Here is a 21926-nt window from a genome sequence, read left to right on the forward strand (position 1 = left end):
TTGCTCGGCAGATCGGCTTGCAGCCGGTGACCACACCAGTGCGTAGCCCGCAGAGTAATGGCATGGCCGAGAGCTTCGTGAAGACGATCAAGCGTGACTACGTGGCGCACATGCCCAAGCCGGATCGAGAAACGGCGTTGCGTAACCTGGCAATTGCCTTCGAACATTACAACGAGCAGCATCCGCACAGCGCCTTGAACTACCGTTCACCGAGGGAGTTCAGGCGCTTGGCAGCTGCATCAATTTAACGGAGAGTTGGTGTCCGGTTTTGTAGGGGCAAGTCCAGATTGTAAACACGTCGAATTGTCGCTCTTGGCCGAAAGCGGTCTATTGAGAGGTTCTATACTGGCAATCGCTAGGCTTGCCGGTCACTACACGAAACCTTTTGTTTGACCCTATCTAGCTCTGCTGGACGGGGACGATTCATCTAATTGCGGCCCGCAAATGACGGCAGAGAGCGGCCCCGACCTCTGTAGCATCAAGATAACAGGGCCAGGTACTCGGTCACATGTTGCGTATCGCATCGTTCTCATCGAGCACAAACTCTAGTCCAATACCCACTTCCTTTAGCACCTCCGCAGCGCGGTCAATGAAAAACTCGCCTTGCTCTGGCAGCTCATACAAGCCGTTGATGCGAATGATGGGGTGCTTCCCAAGTGCATTGGGGATCTCGGTGTAGATCTCGCCGCTCTCGATGAATGCAACGTAGGTATTGAGCTTGTCTTGAAGCAGCTGCAGGTGTTCGCCTTGCTCAGCTTTGTCGCCCCATTCAAGGTGGTCAGAGATATACAGCACCACATTGTCAGGTTCCCATGTCGGGATTGCCCAGATATCAATTACCTGTGGATTTGTGATGGACATGTCTGCTCCCTCAGGGTTTTGGTTGAACAATTTCGACTTTGGTTGGTGGGATTACGGTGCCCCCGGGAAAGCCGGGTTTCCCTTTACCTACAACGATTGCACCGCTTTCTTCGATCTCTGGATACGCAAGTTTTTGGTTGCGAGTGAGTGGTGCTATTTCCGACGATTTGCATTCGATGCAGGAAATGTTGCCTTCAGCATCCCGCCCTAGCATATCGAACCTAGTGCGTACTCCGCTTTTGGTCTTGGCGGTCACTTCTCGGCCCACTTCGGGTGTGTTTTCCCGTAGCTCGCGTTCCTTTTGGTCCTCGAAGGCCTTTCCCTTTTCCTTGTTCTTCTCCAACTGCGTACTGAGCACAATGTAGATTGGCTCGATCCCAGAGTCAGGGAACCAGATGATTGCATCTTCGAACTCGGGAGGATGTGCAGGGTTCGCCAGCACCGTGTCAGATTGTGCAGTCGGCGGATACACCCAGACGGGTGGCAACTGTGGGGCGCCTTCCAGTGCAGGAATACCCAGTACACCGTTAACATCTGCCGCTGGCGTCCAAGTGAGGCCAATCCCGTTGCCGATGTCAGCAACAAATTTCTCGCCGACTTTCTCGCCCTTGATGACGGGGACATTTTCCCATTCCGCTTTACTGCCGGTGTAGAAGCCGTAAGCGTTGACGGAGCCGTCTGGCAATGTCTTCACGTTGACACGGACACGGGTGCGGCCAGTCTCAAGCGTTGCGTACTGGTCCTTCGTGTAGAAAGCGCTGTCGGGGGAAAATACTGGTGTTCGGTATCAGCATCCCAACGATACCCGTTACAAAGCCAGCAGCCACAACACCAGATCCTTCGAGTAGACCCAGTGACAGCGATCCGCCGAGACGTTGAGCAATTGCACTGCCAGTAGCAGACCCGCCCACCAGTTGCAGTGGAGTGCCTTCGGCGGTAATCGCTGCCCCGGTGCCAAGCACTGCCCACAGTCCGTAGTCGGCCAGTTTCTCAACAGGCACAAATCCGGCTGGGTTCTTGTGATTGATTACGCCGTCAGGGAGGTTACAGCTCTTGGCGAACACACAGCCCATTGTGTCGGGCTTGTCTTCTGGCTTCGGTGCAAGGTCTTTGTATTCCGCCCAGTGCTGAGCGTGAGTATCAACAGGTTCTACGCCGCTGTTGCGGTAGCCCTTGGGCGGGTTTGGTACGTATCCGCTCACGTTGAGCTTCCTTTTCGTCCTTGGGGATTCCCGGCCTGAGGCTAGGGCAGAATGACGTTACCGGGAAGTTCACGCGCTGGCTTTAGGACAATCCTGTTAGCCGTGCTGATTTCCCTGTTCCATGTCATCGCAGAAAGCGGATGGTAACCGCACTAGCATGAGGGTTTGAATGGTGGCATTTTGCGCGCCCGCGCCATCGTTACGACAGTTGGCTTTTAGCTAATTGCAATCGTCATTGCGGGCTGGGCAGGGGGAGTGGCAAATGGTGACAGGAACTGGGAACCCTCAGCTTTGGGGAGGGCTGTTCTGATGCGGCTGGCTGATGTTTAGGTTTATTGCTAAGGGGGGCGTTAAAACGCTGGTGTCTATTTCGATTCGTTCGGAGTCTTAGAAAAACAGAAACAGACACCTAGTTGAAGCGGGTAAGGCTGGACGCCTTGAAAATAGTGGAGCGGGTGAAGGGAATCGAACCCTCGTTATCAGCTTGGGAAGCTGGAGTAATGCCATTATACGACACCCGCTCAGAGCGGCTGACTTTGTACCAGACTCGGCCACGGATTTGAAGTTTTCTTTTGCTCGCATAACGTTACAGCGCTGAAATCGGTCAATCGCGGGCAAGCGCTGCGGGCCTTGTAAACAACGTACTCAGCCCGGCAGCCTTGCTCGCGACGACGCTTTTTCAAATGGCCAGTGCATGGTGATCCTGAACAAACGAGTAACGCGTTCGGCTAGCCTGCGGTGCCGGTTTCAGAAAGCCGAGCAGGGCGTTCTGGCTATCGCGGCAGGCAGCCTTGTGCTCCATGTCGAGAAAGTGCCCGGTGGCTTGCACGGTGGTGAAGGTGCTCTGTGCCACGTGGTTGCCGAACAAACGCGCATCTTCGGCGGCGGTGTATTCGTCCCATTCGCCGTTGAGAAACAGCACCGGCACGTTGATTTTCTTCGCGGCGTTTAAGTAGCACTGGCGATCGCTGTGCAGTACGTCGCTGATGTGGAAGTGCATCTGCCCGTATTCGTGCTCGGCCAGGCTGCTGACGTGGCGGTAGTTGAAGCGTTTGAACAACGACGGCAAGTGTTTGCCGATGGTGCTGTTGACCAGTTCGCCGACCCGGTCGCCGTCGCGCTGGCCGAGGTAGTCGACGCCACGCTCCAGGTAGTCGAGCATGTGCGCGTTGATCACCGGTGAGAACGAGCTGATCACCGCTTTTTCGATGCGCCGTGGCTGGTGCGCGAGGGCAACCAGGGTTGCGGCACCGCCCCAGGAGAACGACAACACGTGCTCGGCGGCGAAGTGGTCGATCAGCTCCAGCAGGATCATCCCTTCGACGTCTTTCGTCAGATGTTTCTCATGGCGGTTGTGGGCTTTTGACCGGCCCGCGTAGGGCTGGTCGTAGCAGACCACGTTGAATTGCGGGTGCAGGTTTTTCACGGTTTGTGCAAACGACGCAGTCGTGGCCATCGAGCCGTTGACCAGGATGATGGTCTTTTCTGCGGCGTCTGCGCGATAGAACTCCGTGTAAACCCGATACTGACCCTGTATATCCAGCACAGCGATTTCTGGCCTCATGTCATAAGACTCCTGGCAAGCAAGCGGGTATGCGCGCAAATAGAGATTGCACGAGCTTTGTGACAGGTAGGCATACGCCTGGAATTTGCAGGCCCATGTCGATCCATGACTACGGTCGACGGGTATTGTTATTGGCGGGCAGTTTGCCGGGGCAAGGCGGAACCTGAGGGCTCTCTACCGGCAAAAAGTTTCTTGGATGTATGTTGTGACTAATCGGTCACAATCTGGCCGACGTCCTGATTCAAGCAGGGGTGGGGGGATCGCGCAAGTGCCGTTGGTAAATTGTTCGACAACTTCTGCTGAGCGGTCGGCTGCTTAGAACAAATGAATCTCTTCGGTGCGCAAAGCGCGGTACTCGCCCGGTTTTAGCGCGTTATCGAGCAGCAGCGGGCCCATGGATTCGCGGTGCAGGCGCAGGACTTTGTTGTTGAAGAAACCAAACATGCGCTTCACCTGATGGTAGCGACCCTCGACGATGCTCAGGCGCGCCGACCTTGAGCCGAGCAACTCCAGTTGTGCGGGCTGCGTGGTCAGATCCTCGAAGGCGAAGTAGATCCCCTCGGCAAACTTGAGCGCATATTCCGCACTGATGTCCTGCTCGGTTTCGACGTAATAAACCTTTGGCAGTTTGGTTTGTGGCTGGGTCAGGCGCCGCGACCAGGTGCCGTCGTTGGTGATCAGCATCAGCCCGGTGGTGTTGAAGTCCAGGCGTCCGGCGATGTGCAGGTCGCCCTTGTCCGGCTCATCCATCAGGTCAAGCACGGTCGGGTGTTGCGGATCGCGGGTGGCGCTGACGCAGCCGGGCGTTTTGTGCAGCATGAAGTAGCGCGTGGGTTTGCCGAGTTGCAGTACTTCCTCATCGACTTCAACACGGCTGAATTGCAGCACTTCGCTGTGCGGGTCAATGACGACTTTTCCGTCAACCCGCACGCGCTTTTCCACCAGCAACAGGCGAACCTGCTGACGGTTGTAGCGGGGCAGGTTGCTGAGGAAACGGTCGACGCGCATGTTCAGAATTCGATGGATAAAGGGGCGCGCATCTTACGGGATCGCCGGTTTGGCCGCTTGCAGTTGCGCCTCGACCTGGGCGCAGCGCGGGCACAGGCAGGATTTGTCGCGTAACGCTGGCGGCAAGGCTTCAAGCACTGCCGGGTCGATGCTCACGCCATAGCACCAGCATTCGCGGTCGGCAGTGCGCGGGTCGGCCAGGCTGCAGTCGTTACGAGCGCCGCAGGCCGGGCAGTGGTCGGGTTTAACGTCGGAATCAGGCATAAGTCGAGTGGGGCATTTCCACGCAAGTGCGGTTACGGCCGGTTTGTTTGGCTCGGTACATTGCATGATCGGCCCGCGACAGCAGGCTGTGCAAGGTGTCATCGCGTTGCAGGGTGGTCGCACCGATGCTCACCGTCAGATTCATGCTGTGGCCGTTGTAGGCATATTCGTGTTGCTCGACGTGCTGGCGGATCTTCTCGGCAATTTTCTGACCCGTTTCGCCGTCGGTGTCCTTCAGCAAAACGATGAATTCCTCACCGCCCCAGCGGCAGACGATGTCGGCATGGCGCAGGCAACTTTGCAAATCGCGGGCAAAACCGATCAACACCTGATCGCCGGCCATGTGGCCGTAGGTGTCGTTCAATGCCTTGAAGTGATCGAGATCCAGCAACAACGCGGTCAGTGGTTTGGTTTCCCGTTGCGCTTCGTGCAGGGCTTGTACGGCGAGCAGATCGAAGCCGCGGCGGTTCGGTAGCTTAGTGAGGCTGTCGAGCGTGGCCTGGGCCTGGATCTTCGCCTGAAAACGTTTAATCACTCGATTGAGCAGCGCCAGCACGATCAGTGTGACCAGCAGGCAGATCAACAGATTGAGGTACAGCGATTGACGAATTTCACTCAGCGCGCCGTCCTCGCGTTTATCGACGAACAGGTACCAGTTCAGCTCCGGAATAAACCGCACGTTGAGAAAATGCCCTTGGCCATGGGCGGAATATTCGTAGCTGCCGCTGTGCGGCTTGGGCAACTGGCTGACCAGGCTTTTCATGCTCTCAAGTTCACCGAGGCTTTGCCCGATATGCGCACCTTCTGGGCCGCCCTCGGCGCCAGTCAGCACCCGTCGGCCAAAGGTGTCGACGAAATACACGCTGCGTTGATAACGCTGTTGATACTTGTCGATCAGTTTGATCACCGCATCCACCGTCAGACCGACGCCGGCCGCGCCGATGAAGCGGTTGTGGTAGTCGTAGACCTTGTAGTTGATGAAGAACGTCTGGTTGTCCTTGTTGGCCAGATCCGGGTCGACGTTGATCTCGTATGGGTCTTTCATGTCGCGCACGCGGAAGTACCAGGCATCGCGTGGTTCATCGACTTTGACTTGCTTGAGCACACCCTTGGCGTGGTAGTAGGTGAGGGTGCTGTTGGAGACGAAGAACGCGGTGTAGGCACCGTAATGGGTCATGACCTCGTCGAGGTAGCGGGTCATCTGCTCGGGATTCTGCTCACCGTTCACCACCCAGTCGCGCATGAAAGTCTCGCGGGACATCATCGAGGAAATCAGGATCGGTCTTACAAGGTCTTTCTGGATTTCCGAATAGACCGTGTCGGAAGTCAGCGGCAGTTCGGTGTTGACGATGTTGTCGCGGATCGACGCGCGCGAAGCGTAGTAGCTGAGCAGCGAGGTGGCGAGGAAGCCAGCGCCGAGCAGGGCGATCAGCGTCAGTACCAGCGAACGTTGGGAGTACAGCGGAGAACGAAGCGGCATGGCAGATCCGTTGGCAGTGGCCTGATGGCAGCATTCTAATGGGGCTGCGGGGGAAATAGCTGCTCCATGTGCGGCGCGAATGGTCGGTTCTGTCTTTACCTTTCGCTACGTCGATCCCTGTAGGAGTGAGCCTGCTCGCGATAGCGGTGTGGCATTCACAGATAATATGTCTGACACACCGCTATCGCGAGCAGGCTCACTCCTACAAGAATTTGCTTTGCTAGCGACGCTGCTGATCTGAAGATAAGTCAGGTTTGTGGCTACGGACGGGGTTATCACGGCCGCGGATATCACGGTGGCCACCACTAATCAGCCGCTGAATGACGGCGTTTGGCGGATGAACAAGGTTTCATAAATCACTTGTTTCAACTTGTTGCAGAAACGCACCAGATTCCGAAAACGCTGTCTGATCTTTCGTCAGTCACCGAATAAACGACTGACGCCTGCCAGCGTCGCTGGTGTGGCTACCCGCGGTCCAGGAGGCCGCCATGTATCGCCGAATCCTACTGCTTGCCGTGATGTTTTTTTCCATTGGCGGATGTGTCCCTTATTCATACGGAGACAGCTATTACAGGTCAGAGGTCTACTCATCACCCGCGCCGGCGTACTACAGCGGCGGCACGTACTACACGCAGCCGCGCTACTACCAGCCAGCACCGCGTTACTACCAGCAACCGCGCTATTACCAGGCGGCGCCACGCTACTACCAGCCGGCCCCGCGTTATTACGAAAGCCGTCGCTGGCACGGCAATGATCGCGGACGCTGGGATGGCCACCGCCGCGGCGGTTGGGACAACGACCACCGCGGTCGCGGCAACTACGACCGCCACAGCGGACGCGGCGACCACAATGGACGTGGCAACCGCTGGTAACTCACCGCAAACAAAAAGCGGCGCATTGAGCGCCGCTTTTTTTGTGCCTGTCTTTTTACAAGAAGACTAATACTGCGTCAGATCCGCCAACGGATGCCGCCCCTCCCAAACCTTGTGAAAATGCGCCTCGACCACCGCATCCGGCACACTGCCGACGTCCGGCCAGTGCCAGTGCGGCTTCTGATCCTTGTCGATCAAGCGCGCCCGCACCCCTTCGCTGAACTCCGGATGCCGGCAGCAGTTGAGGCTCAGGGTGTATTCCATCTGAAAGACTTCGGCGAGGGACATGTGCCGCGCGCGGATGATCTGTTCCCAGACCAGATGAGCGGTCAGCGGTGAACCTTCGCTCAGCGTCTTGGCCGCTCGGGCGATGAGCGGATCGCTGCTGTCACGCTGCAGACTGATGGCTTTCCAGGCGCAAGCCACATCGCTGACGTCGAGCAGTTCGTCGATCTGCTGACGACGCGGTAACCACTGCGCTTCGGGCAGTTGCGCCACGGCTTCCTGCTGCAACGCCTTGAGCAGGCTGTTGAGCTGCATCGGCGTCTGTTCCTGCCAGTTCAGTTGCAGCAGGCCTTCGATCAGTTCCGGTTGTTGTTCGTCGAGGAGGAAACGGTCGGCCAGATCCAGATCAATCGCATCGCGCCCGTTGATGTGCGCGCCAGTCAGGCCCAGAAACAAACCGAGCTTGCCGGGCAGCCGCGACAGGAACCAACTGGCGCCAACGTCCGGATACAGGCCAATGGTGATTTCCGGCATCGCCAAACGGCTGCTCGGCGTGACGATCCGCGTGCTCGCGCCTTGCAACAGTCCCATGCCGCCGCCCAGCACGTAACCGTGACCCCAGCAGATCAACGGTTTCGGGTAGGTGTGCAGGCTGTAATCCAGGCGATATTCCGCAGCGAAAAACTGTGCGGCCAGTGGCGGCACTTCGCCGGGATGGGCGCGACAGGCTTCCACCAGGCTGCGCACTTCACCGCCGGCGCAGAAAGCTTTGGCGCCATTGCCGCGCAGTAAGACGCAGACGATTTGGGGATCTTTGGCCCAGGCGTTCAACTTGTCGCTCAGCGCATTGATCATCGGCAAGGACAGCGCGTTGAGCGATTTTTCAGCGTCCAGGCTGGCGATACCGAGGCGGGCGCCGTCGGTGCCGGTGAGTTCTTCGAAGTGCAGATTCATCGTGACCTCGATCGGGAATTTGAACGATCAGTATGATCGCTGTGTGGGAAAGTGCCGGATCTGCGTCAGATCAATTGACAAGCGTGGTCGGCTTTCCTAGGGTTCGCCCCATTGTTTTTGCCGGGTATGACCATGACTGCTGACGACCGTATCAAACTCGAACCGAGCTGGAAGGAGGCACTGCGTGCTGAATTCGACCAGCCCTACATGGCAGAGTTGCGCAATTTTCTGCAGCAGGAGCGGGCGGCCGGCAAGGAGATCTATCCGCCGGGGCGGCTGATTTTCAATGCGCTGAATTCGACACCGCTGGATAAAGTCAAAGTGGTGATCCTCGGCCAGGACCCGTATCACGGCCCGGGCCAGGCCCATGGCTTGTGCTTCTCGGTGCAACCGGGCGTGCCGGCGCCGCCGTCGCTGGTCAACATCTATAAAGAGTTGAAACGCGATCTGAACATCGACATCCCCAATCACGGTTACTTGCAGAGTTGGGCCGATCAGGGCGTCTTGATGCTCAACACCACCATGACGGTGGAACGCGCCAACGCCAATGCGCACAAAGACAAGGGCTGGCAGTTTTTCACTGACCGGATCATCGAACTGGTCAGCGAACAGCAGCCGCATCTGGTGTTTATGCTGTGGGGCGCCCATGCGCAGAGCAAACAGAAGTTGATCGATGCGACCAAGCACCTGGTGCTGACATCGGTGCATCCGTCACCGTTGTCGGCGTATCGCGGCTTTCTCGGTTGCGGGCACTTCAGCCGGACCAACAAGTTTCTTGAGCAGAATGGCGAGACGCCGATCGAGTGGCGGTTGCCGCCGGTTTGATGGCTTGACCGGGTTGGCCCCTTCGCGAGCAAGCCCGCTCCCACAAAGGATGTGTAGTGTTCACATAATGTGTGGCAACCACAGAGCCCATGTGGGAGCGGGCTTGCTCGCGAAGCAGGCAACTCGGTCTGTCAGTTGTTACTCGGGATTACGATTCCAGTACTTGAACAACGGCTCAGCCAGAAACAGCACAAACAACAGCCGCATCACCTGCATCGCCGTCACCAGCGGCACCGACAGTTGTAGCGTCTCCGCCGTCAGGCTCATCTCGGCAATCCCGCCGGGCATCATGCCCAAGGTCAGCGAGCGCAGATCCAGATGGGTCAGCGCACTCAAACCCAACGCCGCCAATGTCGCTATCAACATGGTCAGCGCCGTGCCGATCAGTGTGCGGCCCATGAACGACGGCGCACGCCGGAAGAACTGTCGGTTGAAGTGGCAGCCCAAACCGCTGCCGATCAGCCACTGGCCAATCTGACTGCCGCCATTGGGCAAACCGATGTGCAGATCCCAACCGATGCTCACTGCCGCACTTACCAGCAACGGCCCGAACAGCCACGGATTGGGTTGGCGCAGCCGCTCCCAGATCCACGCGGCCAAGGCGCCCGCCGGGAACAGAATTGCCAGCCAGCGCCAATCGACGCTGCCGGCATGAGAAATCGGCGTGCCGTCGCCAAGCAGATATTTGAACGCCCCCGGCACACACAAAACCACCACCAACACCCGCAGACTCTGCCCCGCCGCAACATGGCTGAGCATCGCGCCATTGCGCGCGCCGAGGTTGACCATCTCTCCGGAACCACCGGGCATGCTGGAGAAAAACGCGGTGGCGCGATCCTCACCCGTGCGGCGCATCAACCACACGCCCACCACCGCCGACAGGCTGGTGACCAGTGCGCCAAAAAAGATCAAACCGAAATGACTCAGCACCTGCTCCATCACCACCGGGGTGAAGTGCAGGCCGATGCCGATCCCGACAATCCACTGGCCGCATTTGCGCCCGCCAGGGATTTCCGTGAGTTGCCACGGGGTCAGGCAGCGCACCAGGATGATCGCCAGCAACGAGCCGACCATCCACGGCAGCGGCCAGCCGATCTGGCTGGCGACAAAGCCGCCAAGCAGACCGACCAGCGGGGTTCCCCACCAGGTTTTGAAGGACCGATCAGACATCGGCAACGGCGCGACGGGCGACCGAGCGTTTGCGCCAGATACGCAGCAGCGGCATGAACAGCATGATCGCCGTCAGCACCCAGACACCGAAGGTGATCGGGCTCGACCAGAGGATCTCCAGCGCACCGTTGGAAATCGACAGCGCACGACGCAGGTTCTGCTCCATCAAACCGCCGAGGATGAAACCCAGCAGCACGGGCGACAACGGGAAGTCGAGCTTGCGCAGGATGTAGCCGAAGATGCCGATGCCGACCATCAGGAACAGGTCGAACGTGGTGGCGTGCACCGCGTAGACGCCAATCCCGGTGATGATCGCGATCACCGGCACCAGTGCCCAGTTCGGCACGGCGAGGATGCGGGTGAAGATGCGGATCATCGGGATGTTGAGGATCACCAGCATGATGTTGGCGATGAACAACGAGGCGATCAGGCCCCAGACGATGTCCGGTTGTTGTTGGAACAGCAGCGGCCCCGGGGTGATGTTGTACAGCGACAAGGCGCCGATCATCACCGCCGTGGTGCCCGAACCCGGAACGCCCAGCGTCAGCATCGGCACCAGTGCGCCACAGGCCGAAGCACCGATGGCGGTTTCCGGAGCAGCAAGACCACGGGCGTCGCCCTCACCGAATTTGCCACTGGCACCGGCGATGCGTTTTTCGGTCATGTAGGCCACGGCGCTGGCCAGCGTCGCGCCGGCACCCGGCAGCACGCCCATGATGAAACCGAGCAGGCCGCAACGGATGTTCACCACGAACACCGACGATGCTTCCTTGAAGTTGAACATCATCCGCCCGGTGGCTTTCACCGCTTCCTGACCGCGATGGGTTTTCTCCAGCAGCAACAGGATTTCGCTGATCGAGAACAGACCCAGCACCAGCACCACGAATTGAATGCCGTCAGTCAGGTGAATGTTGTCGCCAGTGAAGCGGTACACGCCGCTGTTGGCGTCGATGCCGACGCTCGACAGGAACAGACCGATTAGCGCCGCAATAAACGTCTTCAACGGTCGGTCACCGGCCATGCCGCCCAGGCAGACAATCGCAAACACCATCAACACGAAGTATTCCGCCGGGCCGAAGGCAATCGCCCATTTAGCCAGCAGCGGGGCGAACAGCACCATGCCACAAGTGGCGATGAATGCGCCGATGAACGAGCTCCATGCCGACAGCGACAACGCCACACCGGCCAAGCCTTTGCGGGCCATCGGATAGCCGTCGAGGGTGGTCATTACGGTGGACGCTTCGCCCGGAATGTTCAGCAGAATCGAACTGATCCGACCGCCGTATTCGCAACCCAGATACACCGCTGCCAGCAGGATCAGTGCCGACTCCGGTGGCAGACCCAGGGCAAACGCGATCGGGATCAACAGTGCCACGCCGTTGATCGGGCCAAGGCCCGGCAACAGGCCGACGACGGTGCCGATCAGGGTGCCGCACAGCGCGGTCACGAGGTTATAGGGACTCAGCGCGACGCCGAAACCCTGACCCAAATAGCCAAGCGTATCCATATCAGTTCTCCAGAACGTCGAGCAGGCCGAGGGGCAGCGGAACGTCCATCAGACGGTCGAACAGCAGGTACAGACCGATCGCCATCAGCGTGGTGACCACGATGCTTGGCATCCAGCGACCGCCATACAGGCGCGCCATCGGAATACCGATCAGGATGCTGCTGAGGATGAAACCCAACGGTTCGAAGAGACCGGCGAACACCAGCAACAGCGCGACGCAAATGCCGATCTTGGTCAGGGTTTCGCGATCCAGTGGCGGCTCGTCTTCACTGTGTTTGATCGGGGCCGGGCGGAACACCATGTACAGCAGCGCCGCGCCCATCAGGCCGAGCATCAGCAGGGGAAAGGCTCGCGGGCCCACCGGTTCGTAGGAAAAAGCCGCTTGATACGGCCACGCCATCAGGGCCAGGCCGGCACAGGCCAGCAACAGTATCGAGGCGAAAATGCGTTGAATAAGCATGGGAGCTCCTGTGCCGCGTCCCCGTCATAGGGAACGCAGCCGCTAGACAGAGGCGATCACTGGATCAGGCCGAACTCTTTGGCCAGCACTTTGTAGTCAGCGACCTGCTTCTTCACGTAGGTGTCGAGTTCCGCGCCGGTCATGGCGAACGGGAACAGTTCACGCTGATCGCGCAGCTTGGCGAACTCGTCGGAGGCCAGCAGTTTGTCGAACGCGTCTTTCCACCAGGCGTAGTCTTCGTCGCTGACTTTTGGCCCCAGGTAGAAGCCACGCACCACAGGCCAGACGATGTCGTAGCCTTGTTCCTTGGCGGTCGGGATGTCTTTCATTTCCGGCTCGTCGAGACGCTTCTCGGAGAACACCGCGAGCAGACGCATGTCACCGCTCTGGATGTGCGGCATGGAGTCGGAGATGTCGGTGCTACCGACCTGAATGTGCCCGCCGAGCAGCGCGGTGGCAATTTCGCCGCCACCTTCGAGGGCAACGTAACGCAGGTCACGCGGGTTGATCCCGGCAGCCTTGGCGATCAGCGCGGTCTGCATCCAGTCCTGACTGCCGACGGTGCCGCCGGAACCAATCACCACGGAGCCTGGATCTTTCTTCAGCGCCTGCACGAGATCGTCGAGGGTCTTGTAGGGCGAATCGCTTTTCACGGCGATGGCACCGTAGCTGGTGCCGACCGCTGCCAACCAACGCACGTTGGTCTCATCGAAACGACCGAACTTGCCTTGGGCCAGGTTCAGCAGCGAACCGCTGGACCACGCCACCAGCGTGCCGGCGTCGGCCGGCCGTTGCGCAACCACGGCGTTGTACGCCACCGCGCCGACACCGCCGGGCATGTAGGTGACGCGCATCGGTTTGCTCAGCAGTTTTTCGTTGACCAGCGCGCTCTGCGCCAGTTTGCAGGTCAGGTCAAAACCACCGCCGGGGGAGGCCGGGGCGATGCATTCCGGGCGTTTCGGTTCGGCCATGAGTTGGCCGGCAAACAGCATGACGCCAGCGGCTAGAGCAACTTTACGCAGTGACAAATTCATTGGTTTCTCCACGGTCTTGTTGTTGTAAGGGCTTCATGTAGGAGCTGCCGCAGGCTGCGATCTTTTGATCTTTTGATCACAGCGCCCGGCGTTTCAATCAATCACCAAAGGGCAACGCTATAGCTCACCAACAACCGCACTTCATCAGCATCGCGAGCGGAGTAATTGGAGCGATAAGTGGCATTACGCAAACGCACGGCGACATCCTTCAAGGCGCCGCTTTGTACTACATATTTGATCTCGGTGTTGCGCTCCCACTCTTTGCCTTCTTCACCGTTCTTGAGCTTGATGTTGTCACCGCTCAAGTAGCGGCTCATGAAGGACAGGCCGGGAATCCCGAGTTTGGCGAAGTCAAAGTCGTAGCGTGCTTGCCACGAGCGCTCTTCGGCGCCAGCGAAATCGTTGATCTGCACGAAGTTGACCAGATACGGGTCGCTGCCATCGACATACGGGAAGGCGCTGTCGCCGGACATGTGCTGATAACCGGCGCTGAACTTGTGGCCGCTCAGGGCGTAGCTGACCAGACCGTTGAGCGAGCGGTTGTCGATCTTGCCGCCACGGGCCGCGCCCTGATCGTCACTGACCGCGAAGCGCAGGTCGGTGGCGAAGGTGCCGGGGCCCATCGGCCGCGAGGCGACCAGGCCGAAGAAGTGCTGGTTGTAGACTTCGTCGAGTTGCGCGAAGTGGTAGCTGCCGGTGATCTTGTCGGTGAACTTGTAGTCCACGCCGCCAAAATCGAAGTGCTTGCCGGCAGCGGTGCCGGCGAAGCGGCTGTTCTTGTTGTTGAGGGCGATGTCCTCGAAATCGGTGCTGTCGCGATCCTTGGCTTTCTCCAGGCGGCCGCCGGTGAAAGTCAGGTTTTTGATTTCCCTTGAGGTCAGCAGGCCGCCTTCAAAGGTCTGCGGCAGGATGCGTCCGTCGTTGGGTTTGAGGATCGGCAGTTCGGGAATCAGGCTGCCGATTTTCAGTTCCGTGGCGGAGATTTTTACTTTGCCGGTCAGGCCGACTTTCGAATATTCATCCGCTGCGCGCCCGTCGTCGTGGGTTGGCAACAGGCCGGTGCCGGTGCGATCCGGACTCGAATCGAGTTTTACGCCAAGCATGCCCAATGCATCGACACCGAACCCCACGGTGCCATCGGTGTAGCCCGATTGCAGATTGAGCATGAAGCCCTGGGCCCACTCGTCGCGCTTGGATTGCTGGGCACTGGTGCCATCGCGAAAGTCACGGTTGAAATACATGTTGCGGGTTTCGAACGTGGCGCTGCTGTCTTCGATGAAGTCAGCAAAACTCAACGGCGAAAAACCGGCGAGGGCGGCGGCACTGGCGAGAGCGGTATGGCTGAAACGGGAAGGGCGAACAGGCATAAGAGCCCGAGGCTGCATGGACGGCATGCGGGTGTACTCCGTTTATTGTTCTTATTGGTCGAAAACGCTTCGTGGCGTTTTTCGTAACGCTGTGTGGCAGCAGCGACGGCAGTCGAAACTGTCCGTAAACCGACTCTAACGGCCCAACCTTTCGCTAACCTTTCAGCAGGCTTTCACGGTTTTCGGGCTTCACAGCGGCGGTTGCGGCTGTAAACTCCGCGGCAAAGCGTGGCGCCGGCCATCCCTGAACGAGGTAAAAACCCATGCGTGTCCTGCTCGTCGAAGACCATCTGCAACTGGCCGAAAGTGTCGCCCAGGCGCTCAAGAGCACCGGTCTGACCGTGGATGTGTTGCACGATGGCGTGGCCGCCGACCTGGCGCTCGGCAGTGAGGAATACGCCGTGGCGATCCTTGATGTAGGGCTGCCGCGCATGGATGGTTTTGAGGTGCTGGCACGGTTGCGTGCGCGGGGCAAAAATCTGCCGGTGCTGATGCTGACCGCGCGCAGTGACGTGAAAGACCGGGTGCACGGCCTCAATCTTGGCGCTGACGATTACCTCGCCAAACCTTTCGAACTGACTGAACTGGAGGCGCGGGTCAAAGCCCTGTTGCGCCGCAGTGTGCTGGGCGGCGAGCGCCAGCAGCGCTGCGGCGTGCTGGCCTATGATCTCGACACCCGGCGTTTCACCCTCGGCGAAGAATTGCTGACGCTGACGTCCCGCGAGCAAGCCGTGCTCGAAGCGCTGATCGCCCGGCCGGGACGGGTGATGAGCAAGGAGCAACTGGCCGCGCAGGTATTCGGCCTCGACGAAGAAGCCAGCCCCGACGCCATCGAGATCTACGTCCACCGCTTGCGCAAGAAACTCGACGGCCAACCGGTGGCCATCGTGACCTTCCGTGGCCTCGGCTATCTGCTGGAAAGCCGCGATGCATAAGCCCAGCAGCCTGCGCTGGCGGTTGCTGTGGAACCTCGCGCTGTTGTTGGTGGTGCTGATGCTCGCCAGCGGCTTGAGCGCTTACTGGAATGGCCGCGAAGCGGCGGACACCGCGTATGACCGCACCTTGCTGGCCTCGGCGCGCACAATTGCTGCCGGCCTGTCGCAACGTGACGGCACGCTCAGCGCCGACGTGCCTTACGTGGCCCTCGACACGTTCGCCTACGACAGCGCCGGGCGCATTTATTATCAGGTCAACGACATTCACCAGAAGCTGATTTCCGGCTACGAAAACCTGCCCGGTCCACCGCCCGGTACGCCTAGAACAGACGACTATCCGGCGCTGGCGCGTTTCTACAACGCCACTTACAACGGCCAGAATGTGCGGGTGGTGAGCCTGCTCAAAGCCGTGACTGAACCGAACATGAACGGCATGGCGGAAATTCGCGTCGCCGAAACCGACGAGGCCCGGGTCAGCATGGCCCGCAGTCTGGCCGCCGACACCTTGTTGCGTTTGGGCATGCTGGCGATTGGCGCGTTGCTGTTGGTCTGGTTCGCCGTCAGCGCGGCATTGCGACCGCTGGAGCGTTTGCGCACGGCGGTGGAAGAACGCCAGCCCGACGACTTGCGGCCCTTGCCGCTGGTGGAAGTGCAGCATGAGCTTTGGCCGCTGGTGCGCGGGCTCAACCATTTCACCGAGCGCCTGCGCGGCCAGTTCGAGCGGCAGGCGCAGTTCATCGCCGATGCGGCGCATGAGTTGCGTACGCCATTGGCGGCGTTGAAGGCGCGTCTGGAATTGGGCCTGCGCTCCAGCGAGCCGCAAATGTGGCGCACGACCCTGGAATCATCCGCGCAAAGCACGGACCGCCTGACCCATCTGGCCAATCAGTTGCTATCGCTGGCCCGCGTCGAAAACGGCGCCCGGGCGATTGCCGAGGGCGGTGCGCAGTTACTCGATTTGAGTCAGTTGGCTCGGGAACTGGGCATGGCCATGGCGCCGCTGGCGCACAAACGCGGCGTGGCGCTGGCGCTTGAGGCGGACGAGCCGGTGTGGCTGCGCGGGGAGCCGACGCTGCTCAATGAGTTGCTGAGCAATCTGGTGGACAACGCGCTGGCGCACACGCCACCGGGCGGCAATGTGATCTTGCGCGTGACGGCGCCGGCGGTGCTTGAGGTTGAAGACGACGGGCCGGGCATTCCACTGGAAGAGCGCGATCGGGTGTTTGAACGGTTCTACCGGCGTAATCAGCAGGTGGCCGGTTCCGGGTTAGGCCTGGCGATTGTCGGCGAGATCTGCCGGGCGCATCTGGCGCAGATCAGTTTGCATGATGGTGAGCGGGCGGGGTTGAAGGTGCGGGTCAGTTTTATCGCCGGGTGATTCTGCGGTGTTCTTGCCGGCATCTTCGCGAGCAGGGGGAATGCATTCCAATGTGGGAGCGAGCCTGCTCGCGAAGGGCGCGCCGCGGTTCTCGATCAGTAAAACATCGTCCGCGATTCTTCCAGATCCTCGCACATCGCCTTGTTCTCCGGATCGATTCCAAGCTTCCTGAATGCCGGAACGCTGAGCGGATCAATGCGCGCGAATGGATGATCGGTGCCCTTGTGGCAATACAGGCTCGCCACCTGCACCAGATCGACGTAGTCGATCTCTTTCGAGTCGCGTTTGAAGTCCTGATAGCGCCCCGGCAATTCCACCAGTCGCTCCGGAAACTCCCAGACCCGCAACAGTTTGTCGCCGAGCAGCGGATGAATACGGTCGATCACATGGTTGAGACTGACCGGATCCGACAGCAGTTCGTAGTGGTCTTCGGCGTAGGTCAGAATCGGCAGCACGCCGATCTGATGCACCAGTCCACCCAGCGCCGCCTGATCAGGTTTGAGCTGGGTGTAGCGGCGACACAACGCGTAGCTGGCTCCGGCGATTTCCAGGCTCTTGCGCCAGACGTCGCGCATTTTCTGTTCGACCACCTCGGAACTGGCGTGGAAAATCTGCTCCATCACCAGGCCGATCGCCAGGTTGCTACTGTAGTTGATGCCCAGTCGGGTGATGGCGGTGTGCAGGTCGGTGACTTCCTGCGCCGCACGCAGCAGGGGGCTGTTGACCACTTTGATCAGCCGTGCCGAAAGCGCGGTGTCTCGGCCGATCACTTTGCTCAGGTCGCTGACGCTGATTTCCGGATCTTCTGCAGCCTTGCGAATTTGCAGGGCCACCTCCGGCAACGTAGGCAGAACGAGGTCATCGTTATTGATGGCCTCAACCAAATCCTGTTGGACCTTATCCGCCAGTTCGCTCATTTAGACTCTCTAGGGTGTTGCAACAAAGGCTACGATCAGCGCTGGATTTCGCGGTCGCGATCCAGTTCGTAGGGCAAATCGAGCAAATGCAGCGCGGGCCCTTCAAGGGTGCCCAGATGCAGATCGCCCGCTTCGGCAGCTTCGGCCTGCAACACTGCCAGGAGTTCAATGTTTTGCCCGGCGTTGGCCGCCATAACGACTTCGCCGATCGAACTGTTGTGGCTCGGCGCAAACAACTGGGTGCCGGGTTCCGGCAATTGCCCGGTGTCCAGGCTCAAGCGATACAGACGGCGCTTGAGTTTGCCCAGGTATTGCATGCGCGCGACGATTTCCTGGCCGGTGTAGCAGCCTTTCTTGAAACTCACGCCGCCGACGGCTTGCAGGTTGAGCATCTGCGGGATGAACAGCTCGCGGGTGGTCGGCATGACCTGGCCGATACCGGCGCGGATCTGGCCGAGCAGCCACTGATTCAGCTCACCTTCTGGCAGGGTTGCGGCCAACTTGCCTTTGATGGTTTCGGCTTGGTCGGCTGGCACCCAGAGTTCGGCGCGATCCGGTGAGACGCGAATAGCGATCAGGCCTGCGTTGCGCACGATGCTGTCGGTTTCGGCCGGCAAATCGAGGCCGAGGTTGCTAAGCGCTATATCGCCTGACCTCAGGCCAAAGCGCATCCAGGCAGCACTTTCGTCAGTCAGCTTGGATTTGGAGAACACCGCGTACTTTTTCAGGTCCGCCAGTTGCGGTTCGAGCAGTTCGCTGGCCATCGCCAGCAGCACGCCGTCACCTTCCAGCAGAATGCGGAAACTCGACTGCATCCGGCCTTTCTGCGTGCAGCGCGCGCCAAGGCTGGCCTGGGTATCGCTCAGGTAATTGATATTGCAGGTCAGCTGGCCTTGCAGGAATTTTCCGGCATCCGCGCCGCGAACCGCGAGAACGCCTTCATGAGACAGGGTGCAGAAAAAAGCAGAATCGGCCATGGGTCATCGCAGGGTAAATAGACTGGGGCACATCATAAGGGGGTGCTGTTGAAATGGGTAGTTGATAAAGGATCAGTGGTGCCCGACCAAAGCCGACTGTGCGAGCCGCTTCGGGGCTGTATACTTGCCGCCAAATTTGAGGAGGGCTCCATGGTCGAACAAGTTGAACTCAATCGCCTCTTTTGGCACAGCCGTCGCGGCATGCTTGAACTTGACGTGTTGCTGGTGCCGTTCGTGAAAGAGGTTTATGCAGACCTGAATCAGGTGGATCGCGATTTGTACGTGCGCCTGCTGGAGTGCGAGGATCAAGACATGTTCGGCTGGTTCATGGAGCGCAGCGAGTCTGAAGATCCCGAGCTGCAGCGCATGGTTCGCATGATCCTGGATCGTGTCCAGCCCAAGTAATACGTTCGAATGCCGCTGGCATGCCTCACGGCAGTTGCTGGCGGCGTATCTGTTGGCCCAGGCGTTCGCGCTGGGTTCGTTGTTTCTGCTTTCGATTCCTCTCTGGGCGAGCCTGCTCGGTGCTTTCGGCTGCTTGCTGCACGGTTTTTGGGTGTTGCCACGGCAGGTTCTGTTGAGCCATCCCCAGGCTTTTTGCGGCTTGCGTCGCGATGCTGATGGCTGGCAACTGTGGAATCAGGCGGATGGCTGGCAAGCCGTGCAGCTGCGACCAGACAGCCTGGCGCTGCCGCTGATCGTGGTGCTGCGTTTTCGCATGCACGGAGAATGGCGGGTCAGATCGATCTGCGTACCCCACGACTCGCAGGCGGCGGACTTGCACCGACGCCTGCGAGTGCGGCTCAAGTTCAGCCGACGTAGGTGGGCGGCACCAGAATAGTGTCGAGTGCCTCGGGCAGCAGATCCGGATAGTCGAGGGTGTAATGCAGGCCACGACTTTCCTTGCGCTCCATGGCTGAGCAAATCATCAGCTCAGCGACCTGGGCGAGATTGCGCAGCTCGATCAGATCGCGGCTGACTTTGTAGTTGCTGTAGAACTCGTCGATCTCGTCCAGGAGCAGGCGCACGCGATGTTGCGCCCGCTGCAGGCGCTTGTTGGTGCGCACGATGCCGACGTAGTCCCACATGAATCGGCGAAGCTCGTCCCAGTTGTGCGCAATGATCACGTCTTCGTCGGAGTCGGTGACTTGGCTGGCGTCCCAGACGGGCAGGGCGCTTGGCACTGTTACAACATCGAGTTGCGCCAGAATGTCCGCCGCGGCCGAGCGTGCGTAAACGAAACATTCCAGCAGCGAGTTGCTGGCCATGCGGTTGGCACCGTGCAGGCCGGTGAAACTGGTTTCGCCGATGGCATATAAACCCGGCACATCGGTGCGGCCGTTTTGGTCGACCATCACGCCGCCGCAGGTGTAATGCGCCGCCGGTACGACCGGAATTGGCTGTTTGGTGATGTCGATGCCGAAACCGAGGCAGCGCTCATAGACCGTCGGGAAGTGCGTTTTAATGAACGCTTCTGGCTTGTGGCTGATGTCGAGATAGACGCAGTCGACGCCAAGACGCTTCATTTCATGGTCAATCGCCCGGGCGACGATGTCGCGCGGGGCCAGTTCGGCGCGCTTGTCGAAGCGATACATGAAGCGTTCGCCGTTCGGCAGTTTCAAGTGCGCGCCTTCGCCACGCAGGGCTTCGGTGATCAGGAAGCTCTTGGCCTGCGGGTGATACAGGCAAGTGGGGTGGAACTGATTGAATTCGAGATTCGCCACCCGGCAGCCCGAGCGCCAGGCCATGGCGATGCCATCACCGCAGGCGCCGTCGGGGTTGCTGGTATAGAGGTAGACCTTGGCTGCGCCGCCCGAGGCCAGAATTACAAAGCGTGCGCCGTAGGTGTCGACTTCGCCGGTGGCGCGGTTCAGCACATAGGCGCCGAGGCAGCGCTCGCCGTCCAGGCCCAGGCGCCGTTCGGTTATCAGATCGACGGCAACCCGCTGTTCGAGCAGCTCGATGTTCGAACGTTCTTTGGCTTGGGCGAGCAAGGTTTTGAAGATCGCGGCGCCGGTGGCATCGGCCGCATGGATGATGCGCCGATGGCTGTGGCCACCTTCGCGGGTCAGGTGGAATTCGAAACCGCCATCTTCGGTGCCGGATTGTTCGTCGCGGGTGAACGGTACGCCTTGATCGATCAGCCATTGGATCGCTTCGCGGCTGTGCTCGACGGTGAAGCGTACGGCGTCTTCGTGGCACAGACCGCCGCCCGCGTTCAAGGTGTCATCGACGTGGGATTCGACAGTATCGGTGTCGTCCAGAACCGCAGCGACACCACCCTGAGCCCAGAACGTCGAACCGTTGGCGAGATCGCCCTTGCTCAATACGGCAATGCGCAAATGACCCGGCAGGGTCAGCGCAAGACTCAAACCGGCAGCACCGCTGCCAATGACCAGAACATCGTGTTGGAACTGTTGGCTCATTTCAGGATTCCGCTCAAAGCGACCCGGATCGGGGTTGGCGCAAGACAGCTGGTTCGGCGAGTCAAGACAGCCACACAGCCCACTAGTATATAGAGGGGTGGGGCGGCACAATAGCCGGGCCCAGATGGCATTGTGAAACTACCGTGACGGAAAAAACCGGGTGCTTCGTCGGAAGTTTTTTTCCAGGGTTCTGGGAAAAGGCGACTGTATCGGCACTGAAACAGGTTTTTTCACCCCAGGGTTGCCCAATGTCGGGTGGATACGGCTATAAATAATTGGAACTTTTGCCAAAGGCCCAAGATCAATAGTCGGTGCCAGAAACAAGGGACAGTGTCGGCTTCAGTGCGGAATCTGCGGTTGGGTTCCTGTCGGCGAAACCGATGACAAGATTATTCGCGCAGCCGGTTTATCCCGAGCTGCGTTTTTCGTGCGTGTCAAATCAGAGCCCGCAGGAAACTTGCTTGGAGGGGGAGAACTTTTGCGAAAAGCCCGAGTCTATG

At 59.4% G+C, this 21926-nt stretch carries 21 protein-coding genes, 1 tRNA gene and 1 pseudogene; 7 read left to right on the top strand and 16 right to left on the bottom strand.

Annotated elements, in window-relative coordinates; translation table 11 throughout:
- The coding region (locus tag CKW18_RS04575) for an integrase core domain-containing protein (RefSeq protein WP_141233070.1) at positions 1–248 on the top strand (248 nt) is incomplete at its 5' end.
- A gap of 256 nt (positions 249–504) precedes the next feature.
- Here CKW18_RS04575 and CKW18_RS04580 read toward each other — a convergent pair.
- The 7 genes and pseudogenes from CKW18_RS04580 to CKW18_RS04610 all read right to left on the bottom strand — a co-directional run bounded on the left by CKW18_RS04580 (position 505) and on the right by CKW18_RS04610 (position 6379).
- Positions 505–861 (bottom strand): DUF6572 domain-containing protein, encoded by a 357-nt coding sequence (locus CKW18_RS04580; protein WP_095187684.1) that lies wholly within the window; start codon positions 859–861, stop codon positions 505–507.
- A gap of 10 nt (positions 862–871) precedes the next feature.
- Positions 872–2063, bottom strand: a pseudogene (locus tag CKW18_RS04585) (S-type pyocin domain-containing protein).
- A 447-nt stretch (positions 2064–2510) separates the two neighbouring features.
- Positions 2511–2584 (bottom strand) — tRNA-Gly (locus CKW18_RS04590).
- Positions 2585–2742: 158 nt separating this feature from the next.
- On the bottom strand, positions 2743–3627 hold the full coding sequence (locus tag CKW18_RS04595; RefSeq protein WP_095187685.1) for an alpha/beta fold hydrolase: 885 nt from the start codon (positions 3625–3627) through the stop codon (positions 2743–2745).
- A 315-nt stretch (positions 3628–3942) separates the two neighbouring features.
- A complete protein-coding gene (locus CKW18_RS04600) occupies positions 3943–4635 on the bottom strand; it encodes a pseudouridine synthase (RefSeq protein ID WP_095187686.1) in 693 nt (230 codons plus the stop codon).
- A 33-nt stretch (positions 4636–4668) separates the two neighbouring features.
- Positions 4669–4899 carry a cysteine-rich CWC family protein gene (locus CKW18_RS04605; protein ID WP_095187687.1) on the bottom strand — a complete coding sequence of 77 codons (231 nt, stop codon included), beginning with the start codon at positions 4897–4899 and terminating at the stop codon, positions 4669–4671.
- Positions 4892–6379 carry a sensor domain-containing diguanylate cyclase gene (locus CKW18_RS04610; protein WP_095187688.1) on the bottom strand — a complete coding sequence of 496 codons (1488 nt, stop codon included), beginning with the start codon at positions 6377–6379 and terminating at the stop codon, positions 4892–4894. Before CKW18_RS04610 ends, CKW18_RS04605 begins: the two co-directional genes overlap by 8 nt.
- A gap of 488 nt (positions 6380–6867) precedes the next feature.
- On the opposite strand from CKW18_RS04610, the gene CKW18_RS04615 reads away from it, so the two are divergent.
- Entirely contained in the window at positions 6868–7251 is a 384-nt protein-coding gene (locus CKW18_RS04615; RefSeq protein ID WP_095187689.1) for a hypothetical protein, read from the top strand.
- A 66-nt stretch (positions 7252–7317) separates the two neighbouring features.
- Here CKW18_RS04615 and CKW18_RS04620 read toward each other — a convergent pair whose 3' ends face one another.
- The gene (locus CKW18_RS04620) at positions 7318–8430 is read right to left on the bottom strand and encodes an enoyl-CoA hydratase/isomerase family protein (RefSeq protein WP_095187690.1); all 1113 of its coding nucleotides are present in this window, start codon (positions 8428–8430) and stop codon (positions 7318–7320) included.
- A gap of 132 nt (positions 8431–8562) precedes the next feature.
- Here CKW18_RS04620 and ung point away from each other — a divergent pair, with 132 nt between their 5' ends.
- The gene (ung, locus tag CKW18_RS04625; protein WP_095187840.1) at positions 8563–9255 is read left to right on the top strand and encodes a uracil-DNA glycosylase; all 693 of its coding nucleotides are present in this window, start codon (positions 8563–8565) and stop codon (positions 9253–9255) included.
- A gap of 138 nt (positions 9256–9393) precedes the next feature.
- On the opposite strand, the gene CKW18_RS04630 is transcribed toward ung, so the two are convergent.
- The 5 genes from CKW18_RS04630 to CKW18_RS04650 all read right to left on the bottom strand — a co-directional run bounded on the left by CKW18_RS04630 (position 9394) and on the right by CKW18_RS04650 (position 14820).
- Positions 9394–10425 carry an AbrB family transcriptional regulator gene (locus tag CKW18_RS04630; RefSeq protein ID WP_095187691.1) on the bottom strand — a complete coding sequence of 344 codons (1032 nt, stop codon included), beginning with the start codon at positions 10423–10425 and terminating at the stop codon, positions 9394–9396.
- The gene (locus CKW18_RS04635; protein WP_095187692.1) at positions 10418–11932 is read right to left on the bottom strand and encodes a tripartite tricarboxylate transporter permease; all 1515 of its coding nucleotides are present in this window, start codon (positions 11930–11932) and stop codon (positions 10418–10420) included. Before CKW18_RS04635 ends, CKW18_RS04630 begins: the two co-directional genes overlap by 8 nt.
- Before the next feature lies 1 nt (position 11933).
- A complete protein-coding gene (locus CKW18_RS04640) occupies positions 11934–12392 on the bottom strand; it encodes a tripartite tricarboxylate transporter TctB family protein (protein WP_095187693.1) in 459 nt (152 codons plus the stop codon).
- Positions 12393–12448: 56 nt separating this feature from the next.
- Positions 12449–13426: a tripartite tricarboxylate transporter substrate binding protein gene (locus CKW18_RS04645; protein WP_095187694.1), complete on the bottom strand. Its 978-nt coding sequence runs from the start codon at positions 13424–13426 to the stop codon at positions 12449–12451.
- Positions 13427–13527: 101 nt separating this feature from the next.
- On the bottom strand, positions 13528–14820 hold the full coding sequence (locus CKW18_RS04650) for an OprD family porin (protein WP_095187695.1): 1293 nt from the start codon (positions 14818–14820) through the stop codon (positions 13528–13530).
- Between the two features lie 236 nt (positions 14821–15056).
- On the opposite strand from CKW18_RS04650, the gene CKW18_RS04655 reads away from it, so the two are divergent.
- Together CKW18_RS04655 and CKW18_RS04660 are read left to right on the top strand one after the other, a co-directional pair.
- Positions 15057–15728 (top strand): response regulator, encoded by a 672-nt coding sequence (locus CKW18_RS04655; RefSeq protein WP_034153139.1) that lies wholly within the window; start codon positions 15057–15059, stop codon positions 15726–15728.
- On the top strand, positions 15721–17106 hold the full coding sequence (locus CKW18_RS04660) for a sensor histidine kinase (protein WP_095187696.1): 1386 nt from the start codon (positions 15721–15723) through the stop codon (positions 17104–17106). Before CKW18_RS04655 ends, CKW18_RS04660 begins: the two co-directional genes overlap by 8 nt.
- A gap of 95 nt (positions 17107–17201) precedes the next feature.
- Here the strand turns inward: CKW18_RS04660 and CKW18_RS04665 are convergent, their stop codons facing one another.
- A complete protein-coding gene (locus CKW18_RS04665) occupies positions 17202–18023 on the bottom strand; it encodes an HDOD domain-containing protein (protein WP_095187697.1) in 822 nt (273 codons plus the stop codon).
- A gap of 35 nt (positions 18024–18058) precedes the next feature.
- On the bottom strand, positions 18059–19000 hold the full coding sequence (locus CKW18_RS04670) for a folate-binding protein YgfZ (protein ID WP_095187698.1): 942 nt from the start codon (positions 18998–19000) through the stop codon (positions 18059–18061).
- A gap of 150 nt (positions 19001–19150) precedes the next feature.
- On the opposite strand from CKW18_RS04670, the gene CKW18_RS04675 reads away from it, so the two are divergent.
- Together CKW18_RS04675 and CKW18_RS04680 are read left to right on the top strand one after the other, a co-directional pair.
- On the top strand, positions 19151–19405 hold the full coding sequence (locus CKW18_RS04675; protein ID WP_034153143.1) for a succinate dehydrogenase assembly factor 2: 255 nt from the start codon (positions 19151–19153) through the stop codon (positions 19403–19405).
- Positions 19389–19841, top strand: a complete 453-nt coding sequence (locus CKW18_RS04680; RefSeq protein WP_095187699.1) for a protein YgfX — start codon at positions 19389–19391, stop codon at positions 19839–19841. The genes CKW18_RS04675 and CKW18_RS04680 overlap by 17 nt, the downstream gene beginning before the upstream one ends.
- Here the strand turns inward: CKW18_RS04680 and nadB are convergent.
- Positions 19810–21426 (bottom strand): L-aspartate oxidase, encoded by a 1617-nt coding sequence (gene nadB / locus CKW18_RS04685; RefSeq protein WP_095187700.1) that lies wholly within the window; start codon positions 21424–21426, stop codon positions 19810–19812. The genes CKW18_RS04680 and nadB overlap by 32 nt on opposite strands.
- Between the last annotated feature and the right edge of the window lie 500 nt (positions 21427–21926).

This window comes from Pseudomonas sp. Irchel 3E19 (assembly GCF_900187585.1).
Classification (GTDB): Bacteria; Pseudomonadota; Gammaproteobacteria; order Pseudomonadales; family Pseudomonadaceae; genus Aquipseudomonas; species Aquipseudomonas baetica.